The 12,566-nt window shown below is 62.5% G+C and carries 12 protein-coding genes; 5 read left to right on the top strand and 7 right to left on the bottom strand.

What is annotated here, in order from left to right; translation table 11 throughout:
* Positions 1 to 22: 22 nt before the first annotated feature.
* Positions 23 to 2,302, bottom strand: coding sequence for an NADP-dependent malic enzyme (locus RID11_RS17170; RefSeq protein WP_350141313.1), 2,280 nt, complete (start codon positions 2,300 to 2,302; stop codon positions 23 to 25).
* 184 nt (positions 2,303 to 2,486) lie between these two features.
* Between RID11_RS17170 and upp the strand changes: the two genes are divergently transcribed.
* Entirely contained in the window at positions 2,487 to 3,119 is a 633-nt protein-coding gene (gene upp, locus RID11_RS17165; RefSeq protein ID WP_350141311.1) for a uracil phosphoribosyltransferase, read from the top strand.
* Between the two features lie 64 nt (positions 3,120 to 3,183).
* Positions 3,184 to 4,539, top strand: a complete 1,356-nt coding sequence (locus RID11_RS17160) for an SPOR domain-containing protein (protein ID WP_350141310.1) — start codon at positions 3,184 to 3,186, stop codon at positions 4,537 to 4,539.
* Positions 4,540 to 4,554: 15 nt separating this feature from the next.
* Here RID11_RS17160 and RID11_RS17155 read toward each other — a convergent pair whose 3' ends face one another.
* The 4 genes from RID11_RS17155 to RID11_RS17140 all read right to left on the bottom strand — a co-directional run bounded on the left by RID11_RS17155 (position 4,555) and on the right by RID11_RS17140 (position 8,813).
* Positions 4,555 to 5,553 (bottom strand): type I glyceraldehyde-3-phosphate dehydrogenase, encoded by a 999-nt coding sequence (locus tag RID11_RS17155; RefSeq protein WP_350141308.1) that lies wholly within the window; start codon positions 5,551 to 5,553, stop codon positions 4,555 to 4,557.
* A gap of 102 nt (positions 5,554 to 5,655) precedes the next feature.
* Positions 5,656 to 6,309 (bottom strand): Hint domain-containing protein, encoded by a 654-nt coding sequence (locus tag RID11_RS17150; RefSeq protein WP_350141306.1) that lies wholly within the window; start codon positions 6,307 to 6,309, stop codon positions 5,656 to 5,658.
* 198 nt (positions 6,310 to 6,507) lie between these two features.
* On the bottom strand, positions 6,508 to 7,149 hold the full coding sequence (locus tag RID11_RS17145; protein WP_350141305.1) for a sulfotransferase family 2 domain-containing protein: 642 nt from the start codon (positions 7,147 to 7,149) through the stop codon (positions 6,508 to 6,510).
* 41 nt (positions 7,150 to 7,190) lie between these two features.
* Positions 7,191 to 8,813 (bottom strand): choice-of-anchor L domain-containing protein, encoded by a 1,623-nt coding sequence (locus RID11_RS17140; protein ID WP_350141303.1) that lies wholly within the window; start codon positions 8,811 to 8,813, stop codon positions 7,191 to 7,193.
* 91 nt (positions 8,814 to 8,904) lie between these two features.
* Here RID11_RS17140 and htpX point away from each other — a divergent pair, with 91 nt between their 5' ends.
* On the top strand, positions 8,905 to 9,765 hold the full coding sequence (gene htpX, locus RID11_RS17135; RefSeq protein WP_350141301.1) for a zinc metalloprotease HtpX: 861 nt from the start codon (positions 8,905 to 8,907) through the stop codon (positions 9,763 to 9,765).
* A gap of 1 nt (position 9,766) precedes the next feature.
* On the opposite strand, the gene RID11_RS17130 is transcribed toward htpX, so the two are convergent.
* A complete protein-coding gene (locus RID11_RS17130) occupies positions 9,767 to 10,264 on the bottom strand; it encodes a YHS domain-containing (seleno)protein (RefSeq protein WP_350141299.1) in 498 nt (165 codons plus the stop codon).
* A gap of 164 nt (positions 10,265 to 10,428) precedes the next feature.
* Here RID11_RS17130 and RID11_RS17125 point away from each other — a divergent pair, with 164 nt between their 5' ends.
* Positions 10,429 to 10,911, top strand: coding sequence for a thioesterase family protein (locus RID11_RS17125; protein WP_350141297.1), 483 nt, complete (start codon positions 10,429 to 10,431; stop codon positions 10,909 to 10,911).
* Between the two features lie 6 nt (positions 10,912 to 10,917).
* Here RID11_RS17125 and RID11_RS17120 read toward each other — a convergent pair whose 3' ends face one another.
* Positions 10,918 to 11,658 (bottom strand): methyltransferase domain-containing protein, encoded by a 741-nt coding sequence (locus RID11_RS17120; protein WP_350141295.1) that lies wholly within the window; start codon positions 11,656 to 11,658, stop codon positions 10,918 to 10,920.
* A gap of 62 nt (positions 11,659 to 11,720) precedes the next feature.
* Between RID11_RS17120 and gloB the strand changes: the two genes are divergently transcribed.
* The gene (gene gloB / locus RID11_RS17115) at positions 11,721 to 12,488 is read left to right on the top strand and encodes a hydroxyacylglutathione hydrolase (protein WP_350141596.1); all 768 of its coding nucleotides are present in this window, start codon (positions 11,721 to 11,723) and stop codon (positions 12,486 to 12,488) included.
* Positions 12,489 to 12,566: the final 78 nt, after the last annotated feature.

Raw genomic sequence — 12,566 nt, 5'->3', positions numbered from 1 at the left:
ATTTTACTGCAAATCCGCGATTCTATCCGTAGTGCGCCACCGGAGTTCCCGCGATCGCCGCCATGTTCAGCAGCCCCCGCGCGGTGATTGACGGCGTCACGATATGCGCGCGGTTGCCCATCCCCATCAGGATCGGCCCAACCTCAAGCCCGCCGGCCTTCATCTTGAGGATGTTGCGCACCCCGGACGCGGCATCAGAATTGGCGAAGATCAGTACATTCGCCGCCCCCTCCATCCGGTTGCCGGGCAAAAGCCGCTCGCGCAACTCGGGGTCAAGGGCCGCGTCGATGTTCATCTCGCCCTCATAGCTGAAATCGCGCGGCGCTTCGTCAAGCAGGGCCAAGGCCGCGCGCAGACGCTTACCGCCTTCATCCTGCTGATTGCCGAATTGCGATTGCGAGCAGAACGCGACCTTGGGCGCAATCCCAAAGCGTCGGACATGGCGCGCAGCGCCGATCGCCGTCTCCGCCAGATCGGCCGGCTCAGGGCGCACTCGAACATGTGTATCGGCGATAAAGAGCGGCCCATCCTCGAGAATGACCATGCTTAGCGCACCATGCGGGTGATACATCTCGTTGCCCAGCACCTGATTGACGTAATTCATGTGCCAGCGGAATTCCCCGAACGTCCCGCAGATCAGGCAATCGGCCTCATCGCGCTGCACCATGACCGCGCCGATTGCGGTTGTGTTGGTGCGCATGATCGCGCGGGCCAGATCGGGGGTGACACCGCGCCGTGCCATGACGCGGTGATAGGTTTCCCAGTAGTCGCGGTAGCGCGGGTCGTTTTCCGGGTTCACGATGTTGAAGTCGCGCTCGGGACGGATCGAGAGCCCTGCCCGCTCGCAGCGCCGGGCGATCACCTCGGGGCGACCGATCAGGATCGGCTGCTCGGTGGTCTCCTCGATAATCGCCTGCGCAGCGCGCAACACGCGCTCATCCTCGCCCTCGGCAAAGACGATGCGCCGGGCGGCGGTGCGGGCAGCCTCGAAGACCGGGCGCATCAGCAGGGCCGACTTGAACACGCTGGCATCCAGATCGGCCTTGTATTGCTCCAGATCGGCAATCGGACGCGCGGCCACACCCGTCTCCATCGCAGCGCGGGCCACCGCCGAGGACACAATGCCCGACAGGCGCGGATCGAACGGCTTGGGGATCAGGTAATCCGCGCCAAAGGTCATCTGCTCGCCACGATAGGCCGCCGCCGCTTCGGCGCTTGTCGAGGCGCGGGCCAGTTCGGCGATCCCCTGCACGCAGGCCACCTGCATCGAGTCGTTGATCTCGGTCGCGCCCACGTCGAGCGCCCCGCGAAAGATGAACGGGAAACACAGCACGTTGTTGACCTGATTGGGAAAATCCGACCGCCCCGTAGCGATGATGGCATCCGGCACCGCCGCGCGCGCGGCATCGGGCATGATCTCGGGGTTCGGATTGGCAAGCGCAAAGACAATCGGCTGCTTGGCCATGCTGCGCACCATCTCGGGGGTCACGACATTGGGGCCGGACAGCCCGAGGAACAGATCCGCGTCGGCGATCACGTCCTCCAACGTGCGCAGATCACTGTTCTGCGCGAATGCCGCCTTTTCGGGGTTCATGTCCTCGGCTCGGCCCTCATAGACGAGCCCGTGAATATCGCAGAGCCAGATATTCTCGCGCTTCACCCCAAGCTTGAGAAGCATGTTGAGGCAGGCGATCCCCGCCGCGCCGCCGCCTGCCGACGCGATCTTGATATCCTCGAACCGCTTGCCCGCAACATGCAGCGCGTTGGTTGCCGCCGCCCCCACGACAATGGCCGTGCCGTGCTGGTCATCATGAAAAACGGGGATGTCCATCCGCTCTCGGCAAATTCGTTCAACGATGAAACAATCCGGGGCCTTTATGTCTTCTAGGTTGATCGCGCCGAATGTGGGGCCGAGAGCGCAGACGATTTCAGCCAGTTTTTCGGGGTCGGTTTCATCCAGCTCGATGTCGAAACAGTCGATATTGGCGAATTTCTTGAAGAGCACGGCCTTGCCCTCCATCACCGGCTTGGAGGCGAGTGCGCCTATGTTTCCAAGACCCAGAACCGCACTGCCATTGGTGACGACCCCCACAAGATTGCCCCGCGCGGTGTAGCGGCTGGCGGTTTTGGGGTCTGTCTTGATCTCGAGACAAGCCTCGGCGACGCCCGGAGAATAGGCACGCGCGAGATCGCGGCCATTGGCCATTGGCTTGGTGGCGCGGATCTCCAGCTTTCCGGGCTTGGGGAATTCATGGTAGTCGAGCGCCGCCTGACGCGGGGCATCGTTCTGGTTGTCGGTCATGGCCACCCTCCCTGCCGCGAATTTAGTTTAATGCTAAACTATATCGGCTTCATCCATATCACGCGGCGTCAATCATGCAAGGGCAGCTTGCACCTTGCCGCGCCTCGCCGCAATCCCGGCGTTGCCCTGCGCGTTCTTTTCTGGAACACAGGAGAGCACGCCCCCGCAGACCGGAGCCCGCCGCATGTCCGATCACCTGACCATCGTCACCCACCCGCTGGTGCAGCACAAGCTGACCCTGATGCGTAAGGCAGACACGCCAACCGCGCCATTTCGGCAATTGTTGCGCGAGATCAGCCAGCTTCTGGCCTACGAGGTGACGCGCGACCTAGAACTCACGACCGCGCGCATAACGACCCCGCTGGTCGGGATGGACGCCCCGGTGCTGGCCGGACCGAAACTGGCGCTCGTGTCGATATTGAGGGCGGGCAACGGGCTTTTGGACGGGATGCTCGATCTCATCCCATCGGCCCGCGTCGGTTTTATCGGACTATACCGTGACGAGGCGACGCTCAAACCTGTCGAGTATTACGCCAAGCTGCCGGCTGGCATGGAAAAGCGCCGGACCATCGTAGTCGACCCGATGCTGGCAACTGGCAATTCCTCTGCGGCGGCGGTGGCGATGCTCAAGGCGAAGGGCGCACGAGATATCCGCTTTCTGTGCCTGCTCGCGTCCCCGGAAGGTGTCGCGCGGATGAACCAAGCGCATCCCGACGTGCCGATCACAACAGCCGCACTCGACGAACGGCTGAACGACAAAGGATATATCGTGCCGGGACTAGGGGATGCGGGTGACAGGATGTTCGGCACAAAATAAGCCAATAACTGTTTACTAGGCGGCAAAAATAAGGCACGATCCGAAGGATTGAACCGGGGGTTACATGTCTTTGAAAAAGTTTGTCTTGTTGACCTTCGCCGTCAGCGCTCTGTGGGGGGGGCATGCGGGCGCACAATCGTTGCGCGACACGCCGATACCTGCGGAATTTCCGCCCAGTTCCTATGACGGTCGGCAATATGTCGACAGCAATGGCTGCGTCTTTGTGCGTGCGGGGGTTGCGGGCAATGTAAGCTGGGTGCCGCGCATGACGCGCGACCGGGAGCCACTCTGCGGGTTCCAACCGACCCTGACGGCCCGCGCCGCGCCTGAAGCCGCGCCGAAACCGCGTGAGCAGTCGACCACGCAGGCCCCGCGCCAGCAGGCGGCCACCGCCACGCCCGCGCCCCGCGCCGTGCCGCAGGCCCAACGCCCGCGCACGACCGCAACTCCGGTGCGCACGGTGCGCCGCGCGCCTGCCCCGGCGGCAGCCGCACCCACCCCGGCATCAACACCGCGGCCGGTTGCGGCCCCTGCCCCCGCGGCACCGCCCCAGGCAAAACGCGCCCGGGTCATCACGCCGCCCGATCCAAGCCGTACCGCCTGCGCCAACGCGACCGGGGTTTCGGCGGCCTACATGGTGCAGCATAGCGGCTCTCCGGTCCGCTGCGGACCGCAGCGAACGGCGCACGTCACCTATGTCTCCCGTGCCCCCGGGCGGGTTGCCGCCTTGCCTGCGGTCGGCAGCGTCGCGACGCCGGACATCGTTCCGCCGGGCACCCGGGTCGCGCCGCGCAGTGTATACGAATCGCAGCAGCGCAGCCGCGCCGGTGTCTATGTGCCACAAGGCATGAAGCCGGTTTGGGAGGATGACCGTCTCAACCCGCAGCGCGCGCATCAAACCTTTGAGGGCAAGGCCCGGATGGAGGTGATGTGGACCAACACCGTGCCGCGTCGCCTGATCGACAGGCGCACGGGCGGGGACGTGATCCACAAATATCCAGGCCTGCAGCCGCCGTTCACCAGCTTCGAGGAACAGCGTGCCGCAGGCGTCCGGGTCGCCACGCAGGGCCGCGTGCTGTCCGATCCGCAAACCGCGCGGCGCGGCGCGGCGGTGACCCGCACCGCCGCCGCGCAGTCGACCGACAACGCCACGGTATCGACGCGCTCTGCCCCCGAAGCCGTACCATCCGCCAGCCACAGATACGCACAGGCCGGGATCTTTGCCGATGCGACGCAAGGCAAAGCGGCAGCGCAAAAGATCGCCCGATCGGGCCTGCCCGCGCGGCGCGGGACACTGACCCGGGACGGCCGCGAACTTACGCTGGTCCTCGCCGGGCCCTTCCAGACGCAGACTCAGTTGGATCGTGGGGTTGCGCGGCTTCAGGGTCTCGGGTTTTCCAATGTGAGACTGCGCAAATGACGGCGCGCGGCGGGCTCAGTCCCGCCGCCCGATCCGCCGGACCATATCGAGCATCCGGCACGAAAACCCCCATTCATTGTCATACCAGCCAAAGACCCTGAGCAGTCCGCCAGTCGAGACTGAGGTCTGCGGGCCGCTCACGATCACGCTTTCGGGTCGTCCGCGCAGGTCAGACGAGACCAGTGGCGCGTCGGTCCATCCCAGCCAGTGATGGGTCTGCGCGGCGCTGTGCAGCATCGCGTTGACGGCCTCCACGCTCACAGCATCGCGTGTCTGGAGCGTCAGGTCGATGCAAGAGACGCTAGCCGTCGGCACACGGATCGCCCGGGCCTCGATCCGGTCTTTCAGGCCGGGCAGAACAAGGCCGGTCTGGTGTTGCGCACTTGTGGTGGTTGGCACCATCGAGAGCGCGGCGGCGCGACTGCGCTCGGGCCGGTCGCGGGGTTTGTCCACCGTCGGCTGGCTGCCGGTATAGCAATGCACCGTGGTCATCTGGCCGCTGACGATGCCATAAGCCTCGTCCAGCAACCGCGCCAGCGGGGCGAGCGCGTTGGTGGTGCAGGACGCGTTGGAGATAATCCGCTGATCAGCCAGATCGTCGTCATTCGCCCCCATCACCAGTGTGACGTCCGCCTCCGCCGACGGGCCCGATACCAGCACAGCGCGCGCGCCTGCCTCAATCCCGCGCTCGGCCATCGCCCGTTTGCCACCCATGCCGGTGCATTCCAGCACCAGGTCGACATCCGACAGATCCAGCACACGCAAGTCGCGTTCGGCGTGAAAGGGAATTTCCTGGCCATCGACGACCAAGACACCGTCGCGCGTGCTGACCTGTCCCGGCCATGGCCCGAAAACGCTGTCGTATTGAAACAGGTAGGCGCAGGTGGCGAGCGGCTCAATGTCGTTGATACAGACGAGTTCGAAATCGCTGCCCTCACGCATGAGAATGCGCAGCAATGTCCGGCCGATCCGGCCAAACCCGTTTATGGCGATGCGAATAGGTCGGTTCGGCATGAGTCCTCCGACTTGACAGGTCAATGAGGCTGACATTGATGCGCGACCGCCGGGTTGACCAGAGGCGAAACAATATTTGATCAAATAACGGCTGACAGCGGGTCACGCCCCATCCAGCCCCTCCACGGGCGACGGTATGGCCCCAGCCCCGTCAATCGCGGCAATCAGGCGCTGCGCGTCGGCCGGAGACAAAATTTCGTAAACGTCGTCGGGTGCCGCGCCAAGCGCGTAATCCAGCAGATTCCGTGTTGCCGGACAAAGAAACATCATACCGTGATCGGCAAAGACCACCTGCGTTTCTTCGAAATGCAGCAAAACGACTTCGGCCCCATCGGGCGGCGGGCGGCGGTCCACCGCTGTCATCTGCGTGAGCGCAAGTGCCGGCAAGAGCGCGAAGGGATCGCCATACATGGCTTCGGCCAGGTCGCTTTCGATCATGACCGCCTGCCCCGGCATGATCCGGAAATGCCCACGATTGCCCAGAACGCCCCTCGCGACCTCCAACGGCCAAAAGCGTTGCGGGCAGACTGTGCTCCCGGTCCAGACCAAGCGCCGGGTCACATCCGCGAGCGGTTGCAGGCCGTGGTCGAAGGTCAGCACGCGATCCCCGGCCGCAAGCGCCTGAACCGGACGCCAGCCAAACGCCGTTGCGACCCGCGTCCCGGACAACAGCCCGCTCTGAGCGGCCTGCGGTGCGCCGGTCACATCCGTTGCCCCCGCCTCGCGGTTTGGTTCAAGATCACTCCAACCCAGCATTCACTTGTCCACTCATTGGCCAAACGTGCCCGCCTGACGGATGCCCCAACACCACGAACACAACCCTTAATAATGGTTAACGTGTTCGGTTGTTGCTTGCTTTGTGGCGAGAATTGGGCAGCGTTTTCGACATGTGAACAGCCGGATACAACGCTCCGTATTGGGCCGGATTGCGGATGCAATCACACACAGGCGTGATCAAAACCGATAGCCAAATCGCGTGATATCTTCGGCTGCGATTCGCGCCACGATGGCGGCCTGATCGTCAGAATAATAGCTGCGATACGCCCCACGCGCCGACATGTTCGTACGCGGCAGATCAAGTCGAAAACCCAGATGCGACCAGAGTGGCCCGGCCTCCTCGGCAACATGCTCCAACCGCAGATAGAGCGTGCAGCGTTCCACCCCGTCCGCCGTGGTCATGTAATGCCGGGCGGGTTGTGCGGCCCAGGCGATCTGCGTCTCGGGGGCCTCGAGAAATCCGCCGAAATCACATGAAGCGGCAAGTCGCACCGCCGGGTGATCAAAGCTTTGCCCGCGCAGCCAATGGTAATAGCTGACCATGCGATCCCACGGGTTGCGCACCAGCGTGAAGGTGAACGCATCAGCAATTTCAGGGGGCGAGAGAAGCCCGTCGATATCGCTGAGTGTCGCATGTTTCCAAAGGCGTCCCTGCGCGACAAGCCCCTTGAGCCGCGCTCGCCTGCGCCGGGCCTTGGGCGTATCACCGATCAGAATGTCATCCGCCATGGCACGGCTTTCCAGCGCCTGGGCCATGGACGTGCCACCGGTCTTGGGGATGTGGACAAAGATGTAGTTTCGGCCAGGCGAGATGATCATGCGGTCACTTTACCCGGTGGCGCACCGGCGCACAGCCCCTTTCACGGATGCACGGCGATGCTCTCCAAAGGGATTGCCCCCAGCAGCGCTCGCGCCTCAAAACTGCGCAAGGTATAACGCGCGGTCTGGCCATAGGTCTCTGGGCCGGTCTCGAACAACTCGGGAAACAGGCGCTGCAACTCGGCCTCCGTCTCGGTGTCAAAGCTCTGAAGGGTCTGCTCGCCAGGGTGATAGCTCTCGCTTGGCAAGCCATTGCCACGAATGATCTCGTGGCGGTCAAACAGCAGGTGTACGTAATGCACCGGCGCGCCGTCGGTCCGCCGCCGGATGGTCCGCCCGTTGACCAGATCCTTGGCTTTGACCAGAACCTGATGGCTCGCGAAATATAACTCCGCCAGCGGGGACGACACCAGTACACGATGATTTGGCGACAATTCCAGCGCGTCATGCCGGCCGCAAGCATTCCGGTCAAAGACGACCGGCGCGTCGTCGCCCGCCGCGCGGCGTTCCGTTTGCCCGACCCAGCGCACGCGCTGCGCGCCGTTGTCACAGGTCAGCACTTCGTCACCGGGTTTCAGAGCGTCAATCGCCACCTTACCGTTGGGCGTGTCAATCAACGTCCCGGCAGTAAAGCAGGGGGCGGTCGTGATCAGCGTGACAAAGGCGACGTCCGTGTTTCCCGCCGCGTCCTGTACCGTGTAGGACAGACTGTTGCTGCCGACATTCTGTGTCGCGGTGGCCAGAATCATGCCGGTGTCGGTCAGTAGGATGCTCTCGCCCGTCGAAAGGCCGACAGTGTCACCGATGCCGACAGGTTGGCCGTTGATTTCCACGATGGTGAGTGTGCCGCCAATGGTGCTTTGATCATTGGCAAGCAAGTCCGCGAAAATCGTATCCCCAGCCACCCCTTCAACAGTATCATCACCGGCCACAATGGCCGTCTGCACCGAGTTGCCCGCGATCAGTAGATTGCTGTCCAGAATTCCGTCACCGGCATCCGCGATCGCGATCTTGATGGTGTTTGCCTGATCGGGAATGACCAGTGCCTTCAGCGAAAGCGTTACCGTAAACCCGTCCATCTCGGTATTGTATGCATTGGTTTCGACGGGGTTATTGATATAGAGGTTCTCGTTGGTCGTAGAATTGATGTTGTTGACGGTGATGTCACCGGTCCCGACTTTCAGTTCGGCCTGCGCCCCATTGACCCATATGCCGACCGCATCGTTGAAGCCGTCGCCTACATATTCGAGATATTCCTCGGACGAGAACACGACCTGCATGGTCAGAACGCTGCCGTCTGGCACGAACTCCGCCTCAAGCACGGCGGCGTCGAAAGTGGACTGCCCCGAAATGGCGTCAAGGTCAGCATCCCCCGCGCGATAGAAATTCGTCGACGTGTCGTGCGAGACGTTGGTCAGGCCCAAAAGATTGTCGAGCCCGAAATCACTGGTCACGCTCGTTGCCCTGCCGGTGGATAGGATCACACCGCTATCTGCGGGTGTGAGCGTCGGCGTGATACTGTCCCCGTTGCTGTAGATCCCTGACGCGCTGGTCGCCCCCGTGTAGCTGGCACCGAGCACTGTGATCCCATTTCCAAACATCGCCTGCGCCATGTCCAGCGCCGTGGCGGATGTATTGATCGTCAATTCCGAAGCCGTGGCCATGACCGGTTTCCTCGCGCATGCGTCTGGGACCGATCTCTTGCAAGGAGCGTACCAAGTGCCATATCTGACGAACCGAACGAGAGGGTGAGACATGGGATATCTGCGCACCGCCATATTGATGGCTGCTATGACCGCGCTGTTTCTGGGCCTAGGGGCGCTGCTGGGCGGCATGGGCGGGGCCCTGATCGCACTCGTCATCGCCGTGGCAATGAACGCCTATACCTGGTGGAATTCCGACCGGATGGTGTTGAAAATGCACGGCGCACGCCTCGCCTCGGGGCAAGCAGGCAGCGCGCTGACGCAGATGGTTCACGAGATGGCGGATCGTACCGCGATGCCGCGCCCCGCTGTCTATATCATCGAGAACCCGCAGCCCAACGCCTTCGCCACCGGGCGCAACCCCGAGAATGCCACCGTCGCCGCCACCACCGGCCTGTTGCAGAACCTGAGCCGCGAAGAGATAGTCGCCGTAATGGCGCATGAGCTGGCGCATATCCGCAATCATGACACCACGATCATGACGATCACCGCGACCTTCGCGGGTGCGATCTCGATGCTGGCGAATTTCGCGCTGTTCTTTGGTGGCAACCGGAACAACCCCCTTGGGTTGATCGGCACGCTGGCGCTGATGATTCTGGCCCCCCTCGGCGCCGCACTGGTGCAGATGGCGATCAGCCGCGGCCGCGAATACGAAGCCGACCGCGTGGGGGCCGAGATCTGCGGCAACCCGCTCTGGCTCGCCTCGGCGCTGGAAAAGATCTCCGGCCTCGCGTCACGAATCGACAACGAGAGCGCCGAGCGCAACCCGGCCACCGCGCATATGTTTATCATCAATCCGCTGCACGCCCATGCGCGGGACAAGCTCTTTTCGACCCATCCCGCCGCCGAGAACCGTATCCGCGCGCTGCGCGAGATGGCCGGTGCCGGCAATGGCAACGGGCCGTGGGGCTAAGTCAGACCCCTTCGCGCAGAATCTTTGGCCAGCGTTCGTCACCCTGCGCGATAAACCCAGGAATATCGTCTTGCCAGCGGGACTGAATGTCGTCGTTGTAGTTCAGATAGAGCTTGCCATCGACGATTTTCCAGTTGTCGGGCTGGGTGGAATAGAGCTTACCCTTTTCCGCCACTGCCCAGGCACAAAAGCCGCCATATTGCGGGGCGTAGCGATCAGGGTCGTCGGCAAAGGCCGCGCGATTGTCGGCGCTGGCAAAATGCCATGTCGCGCCATTCCAATCGAGGCTGTGGGCCTGTGCGCCCGGCACAGCCCGGCCTTCTGTGAAATAGGCCACCGGATCGGTGCCCCGGATCGCGACGCCCTGCGGCGCATAGACCGGTGCCGTGGCGAGTTCCTCGAACCCGCCAAAAAACCGCTGAGACGCAAACGCGGCAATCGCCACCATGCCCACAGCCCCCGCTGCAATAAAAAGGCCCCGTCGTGTCAAGTTTGGCATGATACCCTCCTCAGATACGTCTCGCCTTGATTTAGGCACGCAACCCGCAAGTCCAAATCACGAAAACGCGGGGTGCATGTCATCCGTGCCACGCAACCATTGCCATCATGCCATGAAACCTCCTAAAACGCCCGCGATATTCCGGTCTTTAAAAGGTCTTTCCAATGTCCGACGACGCGCCATTTCTCTCCAGCTATCACGCGATCGAGGAGGCATGGATCGATTTCAATGGGCACATGAACATGGGCTATTACACAGTGCTGTTCGACCGTTGCGCCGACGAGGCCTTTGCCGAGATGGGATTCGGCCCCGATTACGTGGCCACCCGCAACCTCACCACCTTCAGCGCCGAGTTTCACATCCGCTATCTGCGCGAGGTCAAGCTGGGCGACCGGGTGCGCAGCACGTTCTACCTTCTGGATCACGACGAGAAACGATTTCATTCGTTTCAGGAACTCTACCACGAGGATGGATGGCTGGCCGCCACCGGCGAAGGGCTGACATTGCACGTCGATCTCGGCGGCCCGCGCGTGACGCCCATGCCCGAGGATGTCCGCAGCCGGGTCGAGGCGATGGCACAGGCCCATGCGACGCTTCCCCGTCCCGACGGCGTAGGACGCAAGATCGGTATTCGGCGCAAGGGCTGAGCGGCGTCAGACCGGCTTGGCCTCGGGCTGCGGGGTCAACACACCAAGCGGTTTTCGCACCTTGTCGCGCAATCCCGGCCCGCTCGGAGCCTGGACGCGCTTGGTCGCCTCGACCATCAGAACACCGCCCGCCGCGACCATCGACAGCCGTATCCCCATCTTCTCCCACATCCCCGCAGTCTTGCGCCAGAAGGGCTTGTCCGAAGGTGGTTGATAGAGGGCAGTGGCATGCCGTTCGGGCAGGAAATTGTGCAGCTTCAACTGGTTTTCCAGCTGTGTCTGGCTATAGGGCCGCCCGAAGCCGAATGGCGTGCGGTCTGATCGCGACCACAGCCCAGCCCGGTTAGGCACCACGAAAAGCGCTGATCCTCCCGGCCCCAGCACGCGCCAGCATTCCTCCAGCAATGCGCCGGGCTGTTCGGATGTCTCGAGCCCGTGCACAACAAGCAGTTTATCCACGTGACCGGTCTCCAGCGGCCAAAGGGTCTCTTCGCACAGGACCGAGATATTGGGCATGCCCTGCGGCCAGCCGATCACCCCCTGCGGGCCGGGCATCAGCCCCACCACGCGCCGCGCATCGGCCAGATAAGGGCGCAGGAATGGCACGGCAAATCCGAACCCCGCGACTGTCTGGCCCTGCGCCTCGGGCCAGAAGGTGGCAAGCTGAGCGCGCAACGTCTTCTGCACCGCGCGGCCCAAGGGGCTGCGGTAGTAGAAATTTCGCAAGTCCTGCACGTCCAGATGCATTGCAGAGCATTCCGTTATCGGTCACTCTGACGGTATCACCAACTGGCAACCGGGAAAATACCATGACTTTGCAAATCGTTACCATTCCCTGCCTGTCGGACAATTATGCCTATCTTGCCCATGACCCGGCAACAGGGGCGACGGCGGCGGTGGATGTGCCCGAGGCGGCCCCCATTATCGCCGAGTTGAAGGCCCAAGACTGGACGCTCTCGGACGTGCTGTTGACCCACCATCATGCGGATCACGTGCAGGGTCTTCCAGATCTCCTCGCCTTTGCACCCGCGCGCGTCATCGGGGCTGCGGCAGATGCGCATCGCCTGCCACCTCTCGACATCGCGATAGGTGAAGGCGACACCGTGCATATCGGCCAGGAAGAAGGTCGCGTGATCGACGTCTCGGGGCATACTGTCGGCCATGTCGCATTTCACTTTCCAAAGAGCGACGCTATATTTACTGCGGACAGCCTGATGGCCCTCGGCTGTGGCCGGGTGTTCGAGGGCACGATGGAACAAATGCATGAGAGCCTTGAAAAACTTGCCACCTTACCGCCCGAAACCGTGGTATATTCGGGTCATGAATACACACTGAACAATGCAAAATTCGCCCTGACCGTTGATCCCGACAATCCAAGGCTTAAATCAAGGAGCAAAGAGATCGATGCAAAGCGTGCAACCGGCAAACCCACCGTTCCCTCTACCCTCGCGGAGGAACTCGCAACCAACCCGTTCCTGCGTGCCTCTGATCCGGATATTCAGAGCCGCCTCGGCATGACCGGAGCAGCGCCGGGCACGGTCTTTGCAGAAATCCGTGCAAGAAAGGATCGGTTCTGAGGCGGATGTGATCGAAATCGCGACCCGTATCACGAAAAGTGACCCGGTTTTACGAAAAAATCCTTGAAGCATGGCCGG

It is taken from the genome of Roseovarius sp. (genome assembly GCF_040219995.1).
Taxonomy (GTDB): domain Bacteria; phylum Pseudomonadota; class Alphaproteobacteria; order Rhodobacterales; family Rhodobacteraceae; genus Roseovarius.
Note: the sequence above shows the minus strand (reverse complement) of the source record. Positions and strands in the feature narration are given on the sequence as shown.